The sequence below is a fragment of the Algoriphagus sp. UBA3586 genome (assembly GCF_002376385.1).
GTDB lineage: Bacteria > Bacteroidota > Bacteroidia > Cytophagales > Cyclobacteriaceae > Algoriphagus > Algoriphagus ornithinivorans.
This window is the reverse complement of the sequence record NZ_DFMT01000043.1, coordinates 12984-31818: the sequence shown is the minus strand read 5'-3', so window position 1 is coordinate 31818 and position 18835 is coordinate 12984. Positions and strand designations below refer to the sequence as shown.

Annotated in this window: 17 protein-coding genes; 10 read left to right on the top strand and 7 right to left on the bottom strand. The window is 40.2% G+C overall.

Annotated elements, in window-relative coordinates; all coding sequences use genetic code 11:
- Positions 1–48: 48 nt before the first annotated feature.
- Positions 49–558: an NUDIX domain-containing protein gene (locus B2906_RS15245; protein ID WP_091655197.1), complete on the bottom strand. Its 510-nt coding sequence runs from the start codon at positions 556–558 to the stop codon at positions 49–51.
- Between the two features lie 14 nt (positions 559–572).
- Here B2906_RS15245 and B2906_RS15240 point away from each other — a divergent pair, with 14 nt between their 5' ends.
- From B2906_RS15240 to B2906_RS15220, 5 genes are all read left to right on the top strand, one after another.
- Positions 573–2012 carry an ATP-dependent DNA helicase gene (locus B2906_RS15240; RefSeq protein ID WP_219959320.1) on the top strand — a complete coding sequence of 480 codons (1440 nt, stop codon included), beginning with the start codon at positions 573–575 and terminating at the stop codon, positions 2010–2012.
- A 125-nt stretch (positions 2013–2137) separates the two neighbouring features.
- Positions 2138–2533, top strand: coding sequence for a DUF1573 domain-containing protein (locus tag B2906_RS15235; protein WP_091655199.1), 396 nt, complete (start codon positions 2138–2140; stop codon positions 2531–2533).
- 72 nt (positions 2534–2605) lie between these two features.
- Positions 2606–3355: a TerC family protein gene (locus tag B2906_RS15230; protein ID WP_219959319.1), complete on the top strand. Its 750-nt coding sequence runs from the start codon at positions 2606–2608 to the stop codon at positions 3353–3355.
- A 46-nt stretch (positions 3356–3401) separates the two neighbouring features.
- On the top strand, positions 3402–5147 hold the full coding sequence (locus B2906_RS15225; protein ID WP_286941127.1) for an ABC transporter ATP-binding protein: 1746 nt from the start codon (positions 3402–3404) through the stop codon (positions 5145–5147).
- An 81-nt stretch (positions 5148–5228) separates the two neighbouring features.
- Positions 5229–5741 (top strand): UpxY family transcription antiterminator, encoded by a 513-nt coding sequence (locus tag B2906_RS15220; protein ID WP_219959317.1) that lies wholly within the window; start codon positions 5229–5231, stop codon positions 5739–5741.
- 26 nt (positions 5742–5767) lie between these two features.
- Here B2906_RS15220 and B2906_RS15215 read toward each other — a convergent pair whose 3' ends face one another.
- The 5 genes from B2906_RS15215 to ligA form a co-directional block, all read right to left on the bottom strand.
- On the bottom strand, positions 5768–6472 hold the full coding sequence (locus tag B2906_RS15215; protein ID WP_219959316.1) for a hypothetical protein: 705 nt from the start codon (positions 6470–6472) through the stop codon (positions 5768–5770).
- Positions 6473–6597: 125 nt separating this feature from the next.
- Positions 6598–6786, bottom strand: a complete 189-nt coding sequence (gene xseB / locus B2906_RS15210) for an exodeoxyribonuclease VII small subunit (RefSeq protein WP_219959315.1) — start codon at positions 6784–6786, stop codon at positions 6598–6600.
- Entirely contained in the window at positions 6783–8096 is a 1314-nt protein-coding gene (xseA, locus tag B2906_RS15205) for an exodeoxyribonuclease VII large subunit (protein ID WP_286941103.1), read from the bottom strand. Before xseA ends, xseB begins: the two co-directional genes overlap by 4 nt.
- Positions 8097–8098: 2 nt before the next feature.
- Positions 8099–8962 carry a 4-hydroxy-tetrahydrodipicolinate synthase gene (gene dapA, locus B2906_RS15200; protein ID WP_286941089.1) on the bottom strand — a complete coding sequence of 288 codons (864 nt, stop codon included), beginning with the start codon at positions 8960–8962 and terminating at the stop codon, positions 8099–8101.
- A 72-nt stretch (positions 8963–9034) separates the two neighbouring features.
- On the bottom strand, positions 9035–11488 hold the full coding sequence (ligA, locus tag B2906_RS15195; protein ID WP_286941075.1) for an NAD-dependent DNA ligase LigA: 2454 nt from the start codon (positions 11486–11488) through the stop codon (positions 9035–9037).
- Between the two features lie 141 nt (positions 11489–11629).
- On the opposite strand from ligA, the gene B2906_RS15190 reads away from it, so the two are divergent.
- Positions 11630–12262: a TetR/AcrR family transcriptional regulator gene (locus B2906_RS15190; RefSeq protein ID WP_144605361.1), complete on the top strand. Its 633-nt coding sequence runs from the start codon at positions 11630–11632 to the stop codon at positions 12260–12262.
- A gap of 66 nt (positions 12263–12328) precedes the next feature.
- Complete coding sequence (gene metG / locus B2906_RS15185) at positions 12329–14386, top strand: methionine--tRNA ligase (protein WP_286941356.1); 2058 nt, start codon at positions 12329–12331, stop codon at positions 14384–14386.
- 196 nt (positions 14387–14582) lie between these two features.
- Here the strand turns inward: metG and B2906_RS15180 are convergent, their stop codons facing one another.
- Entirely contained in the window at positions 14583–15485 is a 903-nt protein-coding gene (locus tag B2906_RS15180; RefSeq protein ID WP_286941068.1) for a YitT family protein, read from the bottom strand.
- A gap of 185 nt (positions 15486–15670) precedes the next feature.
- Between B2906_RS15180 and B2906_RS15175 the strand changes: the two genes are divergently transcribed.
- Genes B2906_RS15175 through B2906_RS15165 form a run of 3 tightly spaced genes read left to right on the top strand, consistent with a single transcriptional unit; the run spans position 15671 to position 18834 of the window.
- A complete protein-coding gene (locus tag B2906_RS15175; RefSeq protein WP_286941063.1) occupies positions 15671–17098 on the top strand; it encodes a circularly permuted type 2 ATP-grasp protein in 1428 nt (475 codons plus the stop codon).
- Positions 17099–17107: 9 nt separating this feature from the next.
- Entirely contained in the window at positions 17108–18085 is a 978-nt protein-coding gene (locus B2906_RS15170) for an alpha-E domain-containing protein (protein WP_286941054.1), read from the top strand.
- A complete protein-coding gene (locus B2906_RS15165; RefSeq protein WP_286941046.1) occupies positions 18085–18834 on the top strand; it encodes a peptidase in 750 nt (249 codons plus the stop codon). Before B2906_RS15170 ends, B2906_RS15165 begins: the two co-directional genes overlap by 1 nt.
- Position 18835 lies beyond the last annotated feature (1 nt).

Here is an 18835-nt window from a genome sequence, read left to right as displayed (position 1 = left end):
TTGTTGAAATTTTAAAATCTGGGTAAGGTTGAAGGTTTTTAAAACGTGCTATTTTAGATAATTATTTTCAAAATTAAAATATCCTTTCCACAATCCTAAGTCCTTTAGGGAATTAATTCCCCAAAAGATTTGATGAACTGACTCTGGAGGCAATGAACGGAGCTCTGAAATGGACATCCATGCAATTTCGGTAATTATTTGGTGATTATCCTCTAATTCTGGGTCTTTTCCCAATTTTACTTGCCCTGAGCCCGATTTTACTTCGAAAAACAGCTCAATTGCGTGTAAAGGTGGGCGTAAAAACTCGTGAACGAAAAGAAAATCCCCGATTTCTACTGTCAAGCCGGTCTCTTCTGCGAATTCGCGCTTCAGATTATTTTTAGCATCGGAACCGTAATTCATACCACCTCCCGGAACTGACCAAAATATTCTGTCGTCTCCCATCAAATGACGAATCATTAAGATTTTTTCATCCTGAATAAAAATCCCATTTACTCTAGTTCGAAGTTGATTGCCAAATTTTGATGTGATTTCCTTACCGATTTTGTCTTGCTTCATGTACTTTCGTCAATATGGGTAAAGATAGTCAAGCTGCTTGGAAGGCCTCAGAATTGATCCGGAAAAATTTCCCCTTTGATCCCACTTCCGGTCAGTCTTCTTTTTTCCAAAAAATGGATGCCTTTCTTTCCTTGGAACCAGGGGAAAAGCCTTGTTTTGTTTTGAGAGGATATGCCGGAACCGGAAAAACTTCGGTGATTTCTGCTTTGGTTCAAAGCCTTCCCAAACTAAAAATGAGATCTCTTTTATTGGCACCTACCGGAAGAGCTGCCAAAGTAATGAGTAATTATAGTGGAAAGGCTGCCTATACCATTCATAAGATTATCTATAAGCCAAAAGGTGAAATGGGGGCTCTATCCAATGGCTTTGTTCTACAAAAAAATTATTACAAAGACACTGTATTTATTGTAGATGAATCTTCTATGCTGGCAGATGATGGCGGAATGTCGGGAAATTTGCTGGGAGATTTGATTCGCTTTGTTTTTAGTGAAGAAAGTAACCGATTGATATTGGTGGGAGATACAGCCCAACTTCCTCCTGTGGGCTCAGAATACAGTCCTGCATTGGATTCTAATTACCTCACTCGCTATTTCCGATTGCAAACAGATCAGATTGAATTGACCGAGGTTATGCGCCAAAGGTTGGAGTCAGGTATACTATTTAATGCCACCCAATTGAGAGATCAGGTTTTGAAAGAAAAGCCTGCTGTTCAGATCATGACTTCTCAATTCCGTGATATTTTCAAGATGACTGGGGAAAAATTGGAGGATGGATTACGCTATGCTTATGACAAGTACGGGACTGAAAACACAGTAATCGTCACTCGGTCCAACAAGAATGCAGTTCAATACAATTTGTACATACGAAAGGTCATTCACTTTTTTGAAGATGAGATCAGCTCAGGTGATTTACTAATGATCGTGAAAAACAATTACACCTATATGGCTGATTCGGATAGGGTCAACTTTTTAGCAAATGGGGATATGGCGGAAATCATGAAGATCCGCTCCTTTGAGGAGCTTTATGGCTTACGCTTTGCGACTTTGGAATTACGTCTTCTGGATTATCCAGAAGAACCACACTTTGAGGCAAAAGTCATTTTAGACACGCTTTATTCACCCAGCCCCTCATTGACAAGGGAGCAATATAAAAGTTTGTATGAGCAGGTTTCTGAGGACTATGCAGATATAGCAAATAAAACTGAGCGGATGGAGATGATCCGAAAAGATCCCTATTTGAATGCATTACAAGTTAAGTTCGCCTATGCTTTGACTTGCCATAAAGCGCAAGGAGGGCAATGGAAGGCAGTTTTTGTAGATCAAGGCTATTTGCCTGATGATACTGTGGATAAAGACTTCATCCGATGGTTATATACTGCAGTCACTAGATCCTCTGAGGAATTGTATTTAGTGAATTTTTCCCAAGGCTTCTTTGTTAAGAATTCAGGTATTTAGAAAACTTAACATTCCCTTTCCATGAATTTTGGCAAGGTATTTTCGGATATTTGATGAAAGCTTTAGAAATTTAGCCTCAAAGAGTAATTAGAATTAAAAATTTGAACTCAACAATTAACATAATCATGAAAAAATTAGGATTGATCTTGACCCTCTTTGCAATGGTTTTTGCTTTCCAGGCGAATGCTCAAAGCGAATCTGGAGCAGTAATTACCTTCAAAGAAAAATCAGTGGATTTCGGTGATATTACCCAAGGTGACAAGGTTTCCCATACTTTCGAACTGACGAATACCGGTACTACTCCATTGATTATTTCCAATGTAGCGGCTACTTGTGGCTGTACGGTTCCTTCTTGGCCTAAAGATCCGATTGCTCCAGGTGCGAAAGCAAAAATCGAAGTATCCTTCAACTCAGCTGGAAAAATGGGTAAGCAAAACTCAGTAGTGAGAATTTATTCAAATGCTTCTGAGCCAATCGAAAAAGTATCTTTGATTTCTAACGTTTTGCCTAAAACGAAGTAATAAACTTAGTAAAGCATGGAAAGCCTGTCTTAACTTTGGACAGGCTTTTTTGTGCCCAAAAATTACCCCACTATGGAAATATTCATGCAGTCCGAAACCTGGATCGCACTTCTCACTCTGACATTTCTGGAAATAGTATTAGGTGTAGACAACATCATATTTATTTCCATTGTATCCAATAAGCTACCGGAAGCTCAGCAGCCCAAAGCAAGAAATTTAGGATTGACTCTGGCTTTGGTTTTTAGGATAGGCCTATTATTAGGGATTTCTTATATAATACGATTCACCCAGCCACTATTGACGGTTTTTGAATATGATTTCAGTGGAAGGGATTTGATATTACTTTTAGGAGGTTTATTCCTTCTTTTTAAATCTACTATGGAAATTCACCATAAAATGGAAGGGGATCCTCAGGAAATAAAAGCTAATACTGGGAAGAGCTTTGGTTCAGTCATCGCTCAAATAGTATTCTTGGATATCATCTTTTCATTTGACAGTATTTTGACTGCGGTTGGCTTAGTGGATCATGTGATCATCATGATTATTGCGGTTGTAATCTCTTTGGGAATAATGATGGCATTTGCCGGGAAAATCAGTCGCTTTATCAACCAACACCCAACTTTACAAATTCTTGCATTATCCTTTCTGATATTGATTGGCTTTATGCTGTTCTTGGAAGGCTTTCACCAAGAAGTTCCAAAAGGATACATCTATTTCGCAGTATTCTTTTCTTTGAGTGTGGAGTTGTTGAATATTCGAGTAAGAAAGAAATCAACTGATCCAGTAGAGTTAAAACCAAGATTAAAAGAAGAAGAAAATTGATTTGGAACCCCGGAAGTGATTTCGGGGTTTTCTTTTTTTTACACCCATGCAACAGAAATCAGAAAGAAAAGTAACCATTGGTCAGGTTTTTACCACCATCATCTGGCCCCGTAGAAAACACCTGTTTTTAGGTCTTTTTCTCATCATCATTAGTAGGCTATCAGGCTTGGTCCTTCCTGGAGCCAGTAAATATTTGGTGGACAATGTCATTCCTTCCAATGATTTGAACTTGCTAAAATGGCTGATTATTGCGGTGGTAGTAGCCATTGTGATTCAATCTTTGACCTCATATGCCTTGACTCAGATTTTATCTGTGGAGGCACAAAACCTCATTGCGAAGCTCCGGTCTAAAGTTCAAAGTCATATCATCAAGTTGCCCATTCGTTTTTTTGACAATGCAAAGACCGGAGAACTTGTATCTAGAATCATGTCTGATGTGGAAGGTGTAAGAAATCTTGTGGGAACCGGTTTTGCTCAAATGATAGGAGGAGTGATTACCTCAGTCATTTCGCTGGTTTTATTAATAAGCATTAGTCCCTTGATGACTTTGTATGTCTTGGTTCCGGTAGCAATATTCGGTTTGGTTTCCTTAAAAGCATTTGGACGGATCAGACCGATTTTTAGAGAAAGAGGCAAAATTAATGCTCAGGTTACAGGCAGGCTTACCGAAACCCTGGGAGGAATTCGAGTGATCAAAGGCTTCAATGCTGAAGCTCAGGAAATAAAAACTTTCCAACAGGGTGTAGATGAGTTGTTCCAAAACGTGAAAGCGAGTTTGACAGCAACTTCTTTTGTGACCTCAGCAGGCACCTTACTTTTGGGACTGGCTTCTGCTGGCATTATGGGTATCGGAGGTTGGATGATCATGGAAGGGGACATCACGTTCGGAGATTTTCTGGCTTTCACGCTCTATCTAGGTTTTATGATCGCACCTATTGTACAAATGTCAAATATAGGTTCCCAACTTACTGAGGCCTTCGCAGGCCTTGATAGGACAGAGGAAATCATGAATACTCCTTTGGAATCTGATGATAAAGAAAGAACCATTGAACTTGAAAGCATTCAAGGGGATATTCGTTTTGAAGACGTTTCCTTTGCCTATGAATCAGGAAAAGATGTAATCAAGAATATCAATTTCCACGCACCGGCTGGAACAGTAACAGCATTGGTTGGTTCTTCTGGTTCGGGCAAAACCACTATAGCAGGTCTTGCGGCCACATTTTTAAATCCGGATTCTGGAAATATATACTTAGATAATCAAGACTTGCAAAAAGTAAGTTTGGAGTCCTTCCGGTCCAAATTAGGGGTTGTATTACAGGATGATTTTCTTTTTGAAGGAACCATTCGGGAAAACATTCTTTTCCCGAGACCTGATGCTACCGAAGAGCAATTACAGCAAGCGGTTCATGCCGCCTATGTACAGGAGTTTTCGGATCGTTTCGAAGACGGTTTGGATACCTTGATAGGGGAGCGGGGTGTGAAGCTTTCAGGTGGGCAGAGGCAAAGAATAGCCATTGCCAGAGCGATTTTGGCAGATCCTAAAATTTTGATTTTGGATGAGGCCACTTCAAATCTGGATACTGAGTCAGAAACTTTAATACAGGCTTCTTTGAAAGAACTAATGAAGGGGAGAACCACCTTTGTAATCGCACATAGATTGAGTACTATTCGACAAGCTGACCAAATATTGGTGATAGAGCATGGGGAAATAGCAGAGAGAGGAAAGCATGAAGACCTAATAAGCAAAGAGGGACGCTATTATCAATTGTATACCTATCAGGCAAGAATCTAAATTTGGACTTGAAAACTCAGGTTTATTCATGGGGAGAAGATAGGATTTTGTAGATTTGAAGTCCCAAAACAAATTTTAGAGATGAGTGATTTGAAATGGTATGTGATGTATACGGCTTCACGTTCCGAAAAAAAGGTGGCCACAAGATTAAGAGAAAAGGGTTGGGAAGTTTATTTGCCTCTGGTCACTGAGTTAAGACAGTGGTCTGACAGAAAAAAGAAAGTAGAAAAAGCCCTATTCAACGGTTATGTTTTCGTAAAAACCCAGAGAAACCAACTTTGGGAATGTCTTCAAGTACCGGGAGCAGTGAAGTTTGTTCATTTTTCCGGACAGCATGCCACAGTGAGGGAAGAGGACCTGGATATTATCAAAAGAGTTGTAGAAACCGGTGTTGCTGTCGAGACAGATGGTTCGGAAATTGAACCGGGAGAAAAAGTTCAAGTGATTGGAGGAGCACTACAAAATATGATAGGGGAGTGCGTGGAGAAAGGAAATAAAGATTATTTCATGATTAGGATTCCGGGAATTTATCAGAATATGCTGATATCTATCCCAAGGAAATTTTTGCAAGTCATTCCAGAAAAAGTTCAATGAAAAAAGGCCGGTTTAACCGGCCTTTTTTAGTCTTTATTTTTTGGTAAAATATAGCGTCTAAATACGATTTGAGCCTGAAATAGATGGTCCGCAAACCGATTGAATCCGACATTGCCATCTATGTTATCCGTAAATGTCAAAAGCATAGTGCCTTCTCCGGCTATATCGGAATAAGGACCAACCCTATAACTTAACCCTGCTCTTACGGGCACGTACGCCGTGGTCAAGCTTTCATTGGTAGGTCGCTCGTCTGGGCTGTAAGATTTTGTTTGTTTGGTTGATACAGCCATTACACCTATTCCAGCCCCTCCGTAGATATTAAACCTGCTCCTATGCATATGATTGCTAAAAGGGATTAGGTTAATACTTGGCATGACATCCAGATAGAAGGTTGAACCTTTAGCCGTAAAAGCAGCTTCATTTTGTCTCCAAATTTCCTGAATTGTCAAATTGGCATTGCCGCTACTGGCAATTGATTGGTATCCCACCGTATACCGAAGGTCAAAAACCTGAGATAGCTTTTTGGTCCAGGCTACTGAAAGAGAAGGCAAAATCTCAAAGCCTATGGTCCGGTAAGGTCCTCCATTATCAATATAAGAAAACGATGGACCAGCGCCCACAGTCAAGATATTGTTTCTGGAAATCCTTTCTTTATAAAAGTTCTGGCTGTAAGAATTTGAAGATATCACCAAAAATAAAAGTGCCAGAAATAGTTGAAATACTTTTTTCATCACGTCTCAAAGAGCTTAAAGCTCAATTAATTCTTTTGCAAATTTGGCAACAAAAATGCCAAGTACCTGAAAGATGGCTTATTAAAAACTCGAATATCTGAAAATTATTGTTCCAGATGCCAAAATCAGGCTTCTTCAAAAGCCTTTTGAATCTCCTCCTCGGTAGTTTTTAGCTTCTTTTTACAAAAGCTGACCAATTCTGTCGCCTCTTTCACCAATTCGGAAAGTTCATCTACACTCTTTTTGCCTTCTTCTAATTGTGCCAATATGAGCTCTATGCGCTCCAATGCCTGCTGATAATTTAAATCCTTCATAGTTCTTTGATATCAGTGATTGTACTTTTAATCTTTTTTTGATTGCTTACTGTAAGAATCTCCTGTCCTTTTTCAAGATCCTTTACCAAATGAATAGGAACCCCATCCAACTCTGTTCGAGTGTAACCTCTTTCAAAAATTGCTTTGGGATCTAAGCTTTTCAAGCTTTTCACAAGATGTTCTAATTTTTGACCATTAGACAAGATTTGCTGGGAGGCTGCCTTTTTTAAAGCCTGATGGAGTTGCTCCAGACGAAATGACTGTGTATTGAGATTTGTAGACAAATTTGCTTTGATCCTGTCTTTTTTGGCATTTAGCCTTTCTTTCTCCAAGGTCAGCCTATTCTGAACTGCAGTTTTTAATCTTAAATTCTGTTGATGTAGTAGATTGTCAGCGAGCTTGATGTTTTGTCTGGTTAGCCTGTCCAATCTTGTCAGGGCTATTCCTAAATTTTCCTCAAAAATTCTGAATCCTGAAAGTAGAAATTCAGCCACTGCTGTTGGAGTTTTTAATTTGGTATGGGCAACCAAATCTGCAACTGTTTCATCCCTTTCATGTCCTATGCCGGTAAAGACAGGCAAAGAAGAGTTGGCTATTTTGGCCGCTAGCCTATAGTCATCAAAGCAATCTAAATCCAACTGTGCACCCCCACCTCTGATGATAATTATAGCTTCCAATCCTAACCTTTCTTTCAAATCCTCAACTTTTTCCAAAGCATTGATTAAGCTGGAAACGGCCTCGTTCCCTTGCATCATGGAAGGTATCAGCGTATGGTAAATTTTATACCCCTTAGGATTATGCTCCAGTTGATTGATAAAATCCCCATATCCAGCAGCAGTAGGGCTGCTGACAATGCCTATTTTTTGAATGACTTGAGGGAAAACTCGGGAAGCATTTAGTCTGAGCAGCCCTTCTTTGGTTAAGCGATCGATGGTTTCCTGACGGATTCTAGCTCTTTCACCCAAGGAGAAAGAAGCATCAATATCTTTTACATTCAGGCTTAATCCATAGACTGGGTGAAAGGTGATTTGGACCTGAGCCAGGACCTTCATCCCATTTTTGATTCCTGTTCCGGTCAAACTTTCAAAACGGGAAGCTATGCTACGGTAAGTAAACTGCCAGCAATTGCAACGGATTTTGGCCAGAACTTGGTTGCCCTGTTTTTCGGCTAATTCAAAGTACGCATGTCCCTGAGGAGCCTGTCGGAAATCAGCGATTTCACCGATCACCCAATAGGTGGGATCCAGCTGGTTTTCCAGCGTAGATTTGATCAGCTCTCCCAGCTCCTGTATGGATAGCGCTTGCTGCATCTTTATTTGAATTTTTGGGCAGCCGCCTTGATCAATTGATTTAATTCCATACTAGCTCTTAGCATTGGCAGACGAACTTGATCATCACAAATTCCCAGATGGCATAGCAGGTTTTTGATTCCTACAGGATTTCCTTCTTTATACATTAGGTCATTAATTTCTAAAAGTGAAAAAGCTGCTTCTCTACTTTCAGACTCCGTTCCGTGACATAATTTATGAAAGGTTTCAGGAAGGGCATTCGCCAAAACTGAAATGACTCCAACTCCTCCTATACCATACAGAGCTTTGGTCATTAGGTCATCTCCAGAGATTAGCAAAAAATCTTGAGGCTTACCAGCTGCAATACGCATGCACTGCTCCAAATTTCCGCTAGCCTCTTTGATTCCTATGATATTTGGATGATTTGCTAAACTAAGTGTAGTTTCTGCACTTAAATTGGACATGGTTCTTCCCGGTACATTGTAAAGAATAACCGGAACAGGGCATGCATCAGCGATAGCTCGATAATGTGCAATGATACCTGCCTGACTTGGCTTATTATAGTAGGGGCTTACTGATAAAATAGCGTCAATTCCAGTAAAATCTGTATTGGCGATTTCATCCAGAACTGCCTGCGTGTTATTCCCTCCAATTCCATAAACTACAGGAACTCTTCCAGCATTATATTTTAGGCAAGCTGCCAACACTTGTTTTTTCTCTGTTGCATTCAAAGTGGCGACTTCCCCAGTAGTTCCTAATGCTACCAGGTAATCAACTCCACCTTTGATAGTGTGATCAATGAGTTTTTCCAATCCATTGTAATCAATGGTGTAATCATCATTAAAAGGAGTGGCCAGTGCCACACCCGTACCGTAAAATTGGTTCATTGCTTTTCGAATTTGGAGGTGCAAAGATAATTGCTTCCTCGTGGTTTGGTTCTACCTTAAATAAAATAGGAATTATTCCTGAATCATAGAAAGAAACTCTTCCTCTGAAATCAATGGAATACCTAATTTTTGGGCTTTATCCTTTTTGCTAGGCCCCATTCCTTCACCTTCTATAATAAAATCCAGATTTTTGGAAACGGAAGAAATGTATTGCCCTCCGTGGGCTTGAACGAAATCAACAATCTCATCCCGCTTAAAGTTTACCAATTTGCCTGAAGCTAATATCTTCTTTCCGGCTAGGGATTGACTTGCAGGCTCTTGATCCGCCTGTTCTACCTCGAATTTGAGACCTAAATCTCTCAACTGCTGAAGTATTCTCTGATGTTCAGGATTAGCAAAAAACTCTTGGATACTTTGAACCAAAGTGCCTCCCACGCCATTAATCTCCAATAATTCCTCCTCAGTCGCTTCTTGCAAATTGTCCAAGGTTTTGAAGTGTCTAGCCAAAAGCTGGGCTGTATTTTCTCCAATATTTCGAATTCCGATGGCAAACAAAACTTTTTCAAAAGGTTGGTTTTTGGAGGCCTTGATACCCTCCAGCATATTGGAAATAACTCCTTCCTGAAAGGTGTTGGCCTTCAATTTTTTGATTCGCTCCCGAAGTTCATCCGGTAATTCCAAATTCAATCGTAGAATGATCCCATGGACAGTTCCTTCTTTTTTGCTGGCTTCCAGGATTCTCTCAAATTCCACTCTTCTTCCCAGAAATATTTCCAACACAACTGCTACCGGAACATAATCTTCCAGCTTGGGAAGTTCTCGATGATCCTTCAGGGAGTTGATCAGATAATCCACCATGCCGGTGTTGGATGGAACCTTCTTCTTCCATTTTCTGATTTGTTCCTGAAATCCTCTCAGGGTTTCGTTCAAAGGTAGTTCCGCAGCACTTTCTAGGTACTCCTGAATTTGCTTGAAGGAAATTTGTTCGGTCAAAGCAAAAAGTGCTTTTTCCAATTTAATATAGAGCAGTCCACTTCCTTCCTTTTCATATTGGTCTTGGCTCATTTCCAAACCCAGCAGTTCACGCTCCTTGGTTTCCAGAAGGTAAATATCACTATAGTTGGAGATGAACTTTTGGTCAATTAATGCTCGAATTCTTTCTGTTCCCAATGAATCAATATCCATGGCTCTTTTAGAAACAAAGTGCTCAATTCTTCCCAAAACCTGAGGAGGGCAGGATTCAGCATTGGGACAAAAGTGCTTTGCTTCACCTTCTTTTCTCTCCAATGCAGTTCCACATTCAGGGCAGGTTTGGATGTATTGAATAGGCTGGGTGCCAGCTTTCCTTTTTTGAAGATTAACCGCTGTTATTTTAGGGATAATTTCACCGCCTTTTTCAACGGCTACTATATCACCCTCATGTATTCCTAATCTTTCGATTTCGTTGGCATTGTGGAGGGAAGCACGTTTTACAGTGGTTCCGGCTAGGCTAACCGGAGCTAAATTGGCAACAGGTGTGATAGCTCCTGTTCTCCCGACTTGATAAGTAATAGACAGCAGTTCGGTCTCTGCACTTTCCGCTTTGTATTTGTAAGCAATCGCCCAACGAGGAATTTTAGCAGTAAACCCTAATTCTTCCCTTTGCTCATAATTATTGATTTTGAGAACTACACCATCAGTATCCAAGGGTAAGGTATGGCGCTTTTCTCTCCAGGTTTCAATGTATTGTAAAACCTCTTCCACATTAGAGGCTTTTGTGTAGGTCTGTGAGACATTAAAGCCCCATTTTTCAATTAGATGAATAGCTTCTGCATGGGTTTCAACCCCAATATTTTCTCCCAAAAGCTGATAAAAATAGCAATTCAACCTCCTTTTGGCTACGACCGAGGAGTCCTGCATTTTCAATGTTCCCGAAGCTGCATTTCTAGGATTTGCTAAAAGTGCGTCTCCTTTTTCTGCCCGTTCAGCATTGATTTTTTCAAATTCACGATGAGGCAAAAAGATCTCTCCCCGCACTTCAAATTTTTCGGGTATATTTTTACCAGTTACCGAAAGCGGAATGTTTCGGATGGTTCTCACATTGGCTGTGACATCATCTCCTTTGGTACCGTCTCCACGTGTCACTGCCCGGATTAATTTGCCATTTTCATAGACTAAACTGATGGCCACTCCGTCGAATTTCATTTCGCAGAAATATTCGTAATCCGAATGCCCTAATCCTTTTTGTACGCGTTCGTCAAAGGCTTTAAGCTCTTCGATCGTATAGGTATTGCCCAAAGAAAGCATGCGGTATTCATGCGCGACAGTTTGAAATTCCTTGGTAATCGTACCACCAACTCGCTGACTTGGACTATCTGGATCCAATAAATCCGGATATTCGGTTTCAAGCCGAATTAATTCTTCCAGCAACTGATCAAACTCATAATCAGATATTTCAATTCTGCTCTCTTGATAGTACAAGTGATTATGATAATTGATTTGTTGGCTGAGTTCTGCGATCCTTTTGGCAGCTTCTTGGTGGTTCATGGATTGAAAAGAATTTTGGGTGGGTAAAAATACCCCTTTGCATTTGGCTTCACAAGGAGATTATCCTTCAAAATATGCAACTAAAAATAAAGATAGCTGTTGGATACCTTTGTATATATATTTGTTTCTAAATCTGTTCCTATGAGCAAAAAGACAAGTGTAGAAAGTAAAATTTTGGAAAAGGCTTATCAGCTTTTTTTGGAAAAGGGATATCGTCATACAACTATGGATGATATAGCTCAGGAATTGACGATGAGCAAAAAAACGCTATACAAGTATTTTCCTGGCAAACTGGAATTGCTTTCCGCATCCTTTGATAAGCTTAAAACTAAAATGACAGCGAAAGTGGAGGCTATTTTGGATAATAGATATATCACATTTCCACTAAAGCTGAAGTCTACACTTTCAGTGATTGCTACCCATTTGGCCCCCATCAATCCAGGCTTATTTGAAGATTTAAGGGAATATGCCCCTGAGATTTGGGTGGAATTGCAAGAGTATATCAATGAGTCAGCTTTTCTTCGATTTCAAAAGCTGATAGAGCAGGGGAAGGAACAGGGTTTGGTGAAAAACAACCTGAATGTCAGCTTGGTAGTGACTTTGTATGCAGCTGCTGTTCAGTCATTATTGGATCCGAAATTTTTGAGCCAGTTTCCGGAGAATATCCGAAAGGATATGAGTTTGCCGCCCTCTGATATTTATGATCAGGCGATCACGATTATCTACAATGGGATTTTGACGGAGGATGCCAGAGATGAATTTACCAATGCATAAAGGCCCCTTTAAGGGTTTTTCCTATCTTTGCGACCTGATTAGAAATTTGTGATCACCCATTCAGACATGTCTAAGAATTTCAAGCGATATACAGTTACCTCAGCTTTACCTTATGCCAACGGACCTTTGCATATCGGCCATTTAGCAGGATGCTATGTTCCTTCAGATATTTATGTCCGTTATCTTCGGTCTAAAGGGAAAGATGTAGCCTACATTTGCGGCTCCGATGAGCACGGAGTAGCCATAACAATCAAAGCCAAAAAAGAGGGCAAAACTCCTCAGGAAGTAGTAGATCATTACCACGAAATGATGAAAAAGAGCTTTTCCGAATTTGGAATCAGCTTTGATCATTATTCCAGGACTTCGGCAAAAATCCATCACGAAACAGCTCAGGGATTTTTTAAGGATTTGTATGAAAAAGGAGAATTCTTAGAGCAAAGTACCGAGCAGTATTTCGATGAGGAAGCGGGGCAGTTTTTGGCGGATCGCTATATAGAAGGCACCTGTCCCAAGTGCGGGAATGAACATGCCTATGGAGATCAGTGTGAGCGTTGCGGCTCATCTTTAAGCCCTACGGATCTGATTAATCCTAAGTCCAAATTGAGTGGGGCTACTCCAGTCTTGAAAGAAACAAAACATTGGTTTTTGGACTTGGCTCGCTATCAGAATTTTTTGAAAAAATGGATTTTAGAGGAGCATGCTCAAGATTGGAAAAACAATGTATTGGGACAATGCAGATCATGGTTGGAAGCTGGAGATGGCTTGCAGGCAAGGTCCATGACCAGAGATTTGGATTGGGGTATCAAAGTGCCTTTGCAAGATGCAGAAGGGAAGGTACTCTATGTTTGGTTTGATGCACCGATTGGCTATATCTCCTCTACGAAAGAGTGGGCTGCTGAAAAGGGGGTTGACTGGAAGCCTTATTGGAAAGATGATGAAACCAAGTTGGTTCACTTCATCGGAAAAGACAATATCGTTTTCCATTGTATCATTTTCCCGGCTATTTTGAAGACTCACGGAGGCTATATCCTTCCAGAAAATGTTCCGGCCAATGAATTCTTGAATTTGGAAGGAGATAAGATTTCAACTTCCAGAAACTGGGCTGTGTGGTTGCATGAGTACTTGGAAGAATTTCCGGGAAAGCAGGATGTACTTCGTTATGTATTAACTGCCAATGCTCCTGAAACTAAAGACAATGATTTTAGCTGGAAAGATTTCCAGGCTAGGAATAATTCTGAGTTGGTGGCTATCTATGGCAATTTTGTCAATAGGGCAGTGGTTTTGACTCATAAATATTATCAAGGAGAGATTCCACAGCGTGGAGAGTTGACCGGATATGATGAGGAAGTGTTGCAGGCCCTTTCTGAGTTTCCTGAAAAAATTGAGGCTTCCATTGAACGCTATAGATTCAGAGAGGCATTGGGAATCATGATGGATTTGGCTCGATTGGGGAATAAGTATCTTGCTGATACCGAGCCTTGGAAAGTAGTAAAAACGGACGAAGTTCGTACAGCCACCATCATGAATATTGCCCTCAATATTGCTGCAAATTTGGCGATCGTTTCCGAGCCATTCTTACCATTTACAGCCCAGAAATTAGTGGAGCTGTTCGGCTTGGAGGCTCCTGATTGGACTCAGGCAGGTAATGGACAGCTTTTAAAAGAAAGCTCAAGTATTGGTCAAATGGGCCTTTTATTTGAGAAAATTGAAGATGAAGTAGTAGAAAAGCAATTGAATAAACTCCAAGAATCCAAAAAGATGAACGAAGCAGCAAATGCACCGGCAGTACCGATGAAGGAAATAATTACTTATGATGATTTCGCAAAATTGGATATGCGGGTAGTGACCGTTTTGGAGGCTGAAAAAATGCCTAAATCCAAGAAATTGATCAAACTGAAAGTAGATACCGGCTTAGGACATAGAACTGTTTTGAGTGGAGTAGCTGAGCATTTTGAACCGGAGTTTTTGGTGGGTAAGCAAGTAACCATGCTGATCAACTTGGCGCCAAGAAAAATGATGGGTATTGATTCCGAGGGAATGATTTTAATGGCTGAAGACAAAGACGGTAAGCTGAAGCTATTGACTCCTCATGAGGGAACGGCGAGCGGTTCGACAATCTCATAATATTGAGATGCGAGAGACTAGAAGCGAGAGATGAGAGTTTAGAATCTAGAGCCTACTAAAAAAAGAAAGCCATCGGAGATAACCAGATGGCTTTCTTTTTAGATATACCTGTCTAATTTCTAACATCCAACTTCTTTCAACTAAGCACATCTTTTTGATTTCTAGCATCTATCATCTCGCTTCTCGTATCTATAAATCAATGCAGTGGCCTTTTTTTAATCATCCCTCCCTTGGTATCCTTGATCGGATATTGGATCACAAATGCTTTGGGGTCAATTTTGTCGATTTCGGTTAGAACTCTGGTCACTTCCAGTCGAGTTACCACACAGAATAATACATTTCGGTCAGGATTTTTGGCTTTTTCCCCAAAGCCTCCGTCAGCTTTGAAGGCAGTTACTCCTCGTCCCAAGTCGTAAGTGATTTTTGTTTTGATATCATCCGAAAAGTCCGAAATGATCATTACTCCGATATATTCTTCCACTCCATTGATCAAAAAATCCACTGTCCTAGAAGCTGAAAAATAAGTCAGCATGGAGTACATGGCTGTTTCCAAGTTGACCATGAGCGCGGCAACCAAGAATAAACAGACATTGAATACAGTAATAAAATCACCTACAGTTAAGCTGGATTTTCTTGATACTTGAATGGCCAAAACTTCTGTACCATCAATTACTGCTCCTCCTCGAATAGCAAAGCCAATTCCGCTTCCCAAGAAAAACCCCCCAAAAACCGCTATAAGTAGCTTATCAGCAGTAATCGTGGGTAATTGTATATAATGGACCAATAGTGCTAAGGCAAATATGGCTAGGGTGCTTTTCAGTGCAAACCTAAGGTTGAGTTGCTTGTAGCCTAGATATATAAATGGAATATTGACCAAAATAATGAGGTAGGAGAGATCCAGTGGGGTCAGGATTTCCAAAAGCAAGGAAACCCCCATGGCACCGCCGTCAAAAAATCCATTGGGCAATAAAAATCCTTTTAGCCCAATACTCGCCATGATTACTCCAATTCCAATAAATATAACGTCCTTAATTTGTCTCCAAGTAGTCACTTGTTGTACCCAATTTTTGTCCGTTACCTTCAGTATACCTTTCGCCATATGCGAAATTAATCTAAAAAGGGGAAACTATTTTACTTTATGGATTAGCAGTTTTTCTCTGATATTATTCAGATAAATGAAATTTTACGCTGTTCTATTGAAAAAATCTTAATCACCGCTATGATTTTTGAATTAATGTAAAATTCACTTATCTTATCCGAGGACTCCGTAAATTTTTGAAACTTATGAAAATAGAAGGATATAATGCTGGAGAGCATTATGATGAGATGTTTACACCCCAAGGAGAAATACGCCCTCATTATGAGGAGTTTTTTCAAAGCCTAAAGAAAATTCCCAACAGGAAGATGAATCACCTGCAGTTTTCTGCCAATCAAACTCAGCGGGCAATGGGGATGACCTTTAATGTGTATCATGACAATCAGGGATTGGAGAAGATTCTTCATCTGGATATCGTTCCCAGAATAATCCCCAATCAGGAATGGAAAAAGCTGGAGGCAGGTCTTAAGCAAAGGACATATGCTCTAAATCTTTTTTTGCAGGACATTTACAACGACAGAAAAATTCTAAAGGATAAAATCGTTCCAGAAGAATTAATACTAGGCAGTAAGGATTACCTCAAGCCCTGTATAGGTTTGACACCTCCTAAAGGAATTTGGTGCCACATCACAGGCACAGATTTGATCAAAAATAAAGATGGGGAGTATTACATTTTGGAAGATAATCTTCGCTGTCCTTCCGGAGTGTCTTATATGCTGGAAAGCAGGGAAATTATCAAGCGGGCCTATCCTAATTTGTTTAATAAAGGGGGGGTTATGCCTGTCTCTGATTATCCTGCTAAGCTGCTTAGGATGCTCCAAAATCTCTGCAATAAAGCCAAACCTGTAGTAGGGGTTTTAACTCCTGGGATTTACAATTCAGCATATTATGAGCATTCCTATTTGGCTCTGCAGATGGGGGTGGAATTGGTCAATGGGGTAGATCTTATTGTGGAGGACAAAAAGGTTTTTATGCAAACTACCCAAGGCTTGCAGCAGATAGATGTGCTGTATCGAAGAATTGATGATGTTTTTCTGGACCCTTTGGCTTTTAGGGCTGATTCTATGTTGGGGGTGCCTGGGTTATTCGAAGCCTACAAAGCGGGTAATATAGCATTAGCTAATGCACCTGGAACGGGGGTGGCAGATGATAAGGCAGTGTATGCTTACGTTCCCAAAATTATCAAGTATTACTTAGATGAAGATCCCATTCTTAATAATGTGCCCACATATTTGTGTAGAGAGGAAAAGGATAGGAAATATGTCTTGGAGCATATTCATGAGTTGGTGGTAAAGGAAACGAATGCAGCTGGAGGATACGGGATGCTGATCGGGCCTAAAGCCAGTAAGGAAGAACATGATAAATTCCGTGAATTGATCAAAAACAACCCAACCAATTACATTGCTCAGCCTACTTTATCGCTATCTACCGTTCCAACACTCACTGAAAATGGACTGGGAGCGAGGCATGTGGATTTGCGTCCTTACATTTTGTATGGTAGTGAAATTGAAGTAATTCCTGGAGCTCTCACAAGGGTTGCTTTGAGAGAAGGCTCTTTGGTAGTCAATAGCTCTCAAGGAGGAGGAAGTAAGGATACTTGGGTCTTATACAATTAATCGAAAACTATGTTAAGCCGCGTTGCAAACCATATATATTGGCTGGGAAGATACCTGGAAAGGGCTGAAAATTATGCCCGATTCATCGATGTAAACTTTAACCTGATGCAGGATTTGCCAGTAGATCTTAAGGAACAATGGCAGCCTTTGATAGCTGCTACAGGTGATTGGGATTTATATTCAGCCAAGTATCAGGAATTCGAGAAAAATCAGGTGTTGTTCTTTTTGGCATTTGACTTGGATAATCCCAATTCCATGCTTTCTGCAATCTCCAGAGCTAGGGAAAATGCTCGGATTATCCGTGAAAATTTGAGTAAAGAAACTTGGGAAAAGACCAACCAGCTCTATATGATGATGCAGGAAGGTTGCGAGAAAAAAGTTTGGAAAAAGCCAGACCCAAGACCCTTTTTCGAAAAAATCAAAAATCAAATCCTGCTGCTATATGGAATCGCAGATAGTAGTGTAGCCAGAGTTGAAGGTTGGTATTTTAGGCAGTTGGGCCAATTTCTGGAAAGGGCAGATAAGACTTCCAGAATCCTAGACGTCAAGTACCATATTTTACTGCCTTCCGGCCAGGATATAGGTTCTCCTTTAGATTTTCTCCACTGGATGGCCTTGCTTAAGTCGGTAACTGGCTTTAATGCTTATCGAAGAGTTTATGGAAATATTGATCCTTCCAATGTTGTGGAGTTTTTAGTATTGAATAAATACTTTCCAAGGTCCATTTATTATTGTTTGAAAGAGGCAGAGTCTTGCTTACATCATATTTCAGGGAATCTGGACGGTGGCTTTAAGAACCCAGCTGAAAAAGCCATTGGAGAGCTTAGGTCTCATGTGGAATTTGCAGAAGTTTCCGAAATTATTGACTTCGGTTTACATGAATACTTGGATAATCTGCAAATAAAACTGAATAAGCTATCAGAACTGATCGACAGTACGTACTTTCGACTTCGGGATAACTTTATCTCACAAAATCAGGATCAATAATGACATTTTGCCTCGGCATTAAGACCAAACAAGGACTGGTAGGTCTTTCTGACACTAGAATCACCTCTGGAAATGAGACTACCTCTTCCAAAAAAGTATTTACAGTAAACAGAGAAAAGCACTCTTTTTTTATCATGACGAGTGGTCTCAGATCTGTAAGAGATAAGGCTATTACCTACTTTACAGAAGTCATTGAGCAGCAAGACGAGTCTTTTACCAAATTGTATCATGCCGTAAATGAGTTTGGGAATCAGGTAAAAACTGTTGCCAAAGAGGATAAGCAATTTTTAGAAGAGGCTGGACTGAGCTTTAATTTATTTTCAATCATTGGAGGGCAGCTGGAGCATGATCCCGAGCCAAAGCTCTATCTATTATACCCTCAAGGGAACTGGATAGAAATCAGAAAAGGAACTCCTTTCGTGATCATTGGCAACTCTGGCTTTGGAAATCCGGTGTTAAAGAGATCCCTTCATTATGAGGATTCAATGGAATATGCCTTACGCTGTGCTTTTCTGGCTTTTGACGCTACCAGGATTTCGGCCAATGATGTGGATTTCCCCATAGATACGGTTGTTTTGAAAAATGACGAGTATTTCATTAAGGAAAAAAGATTTGAACAAAAAGAGCTGGAGCATATATCAGCATTTTGGAATAATAGACTCAAAAATGCCATTGCGGAATTACCCGCTGAAGTATTAAATACAGCAATTTCGGATTTTCAGAAATTACTTGAAGAGGAGGAAAGCTAAT

Excerpts from the sequence above, each read along its gene's own strand:
- B2906_RS15245 (WP_091655197.1), bottom strand. The coding sequence starts at position 558 with ATGAAGCAAGACAAAATCGGTAAGGAAATCACATCAAAATTTGGCAAT.
- B2906_RS15240 (WP_219959320.1), top strand. The coding sequence starts at position 573 with ATGGGTAAAGATAGTCAAGCTGCTTGGAAGGCCTCAGAATTGATCCGG.
- B2906_RS15235 (WP_091655199.1), top strand. The coding sequence starts at position 2,138 with ATGAAAAAATTAGGATTGATCTTGACCCTCTTTGCAATGGTTTTTGCT.
- B2906_RS15230 (WP_219959319.1), top strand. The coding sequence starts at position 2,606 with ATGGAAATATTCATGCAGTCCGAAACCTGGATCGCACTTCTCACTCTG.
- B2906_RS15225 (WP_286941127.1), top strand. The coding sequence starts at position 3,402 with ATGCAACAGAAATCAGAAAGAAAAGTAACCATTGGTCAGGTTTTTACC.
- B2906_RS15220 (WP_219959317.1), top strand. The coding sequence starts at position 5,229 with ATGAGTGATTTGAAATGGTATGTGATGTATACGGCTTCACGTTCCGAA.
- B2906_RS15215 (WP_219959316.1), bottom strand. The coding sequence starts at position 6,472 with ATGAAAAAAGTATTTCAACTATTTCTGGCACTTTTATTTTTGGTGATA.
- xseB (WP_219959315.1), bottom strand. The coding sequence starts at position 6,786 with ATGAAGGATTTAAATTATCAGCAGGCATTGGAGCGCATAGAGCTCATA.
- xseA (WP_286941103.1), bottom strand. The coding sequence starts at position 8,096 with ATGCAGCAAGCGCTATCCATACAGGAGCTGGGAGAGCTGATCAAATCT.
- dapA (WP_286941089.1), bottom strand. The coding sequence starts at position 8,962 with ATGAACCAATTTTACGGTACGGGTGTGGCACTGGCCACTCCTTTTAAT.
- ligA (WP_286941075.1), bottom strand. The coding sequence starts at position 11,488 with ATGAACCACCAAGAAGCTGCCAAAAGGATCGCAGAACTCAGCCAACAA.
- B2906_RS15190 (WP_144605361.1), top strand. The coding sequence starts at position 11,630 with ATGAGCAAAAAGACAAGTGTAGAAAGTAAAATTTTGGAAAAGGCTTAT.
- metG (WP_286941356.1), top strand. The coding sequence starts at position 12,329 with ATGTCTAAGAATTTCAAGCGATATACAGTTACCTCAGCTTTACCTTAT.
- B2906_RS15180 (WP_286941068.1), bottom strand. The coding sequence starts at position 15,485 with ATGGCGAAAGGTATACTGAAGGTAACGGACAAAAATTGGGTACAACAA.
- B2906_RS15175 (WP_286941063.1), top strand. The coding sequence starts at position 15,671 with ATGAAAATAGAAGGATATAATGCTGGAGAGCATTATGATGAGATGTTT.
- B2906_RS15170 (WP_286941054.1), top strand. The coding sequence starts at position 17,108 with ATGTTAAGCCGCGTTGCAAACCATATATATTGGCTGGGAAGATACCTG.
- B2906_RS15165 (WP_286941046.1), top strand. The coding sequence starts at position 18,085 with ATGACATTTTGCCTCGGCATTAAGACCAAACAAGGACTGGTAGGTCTT.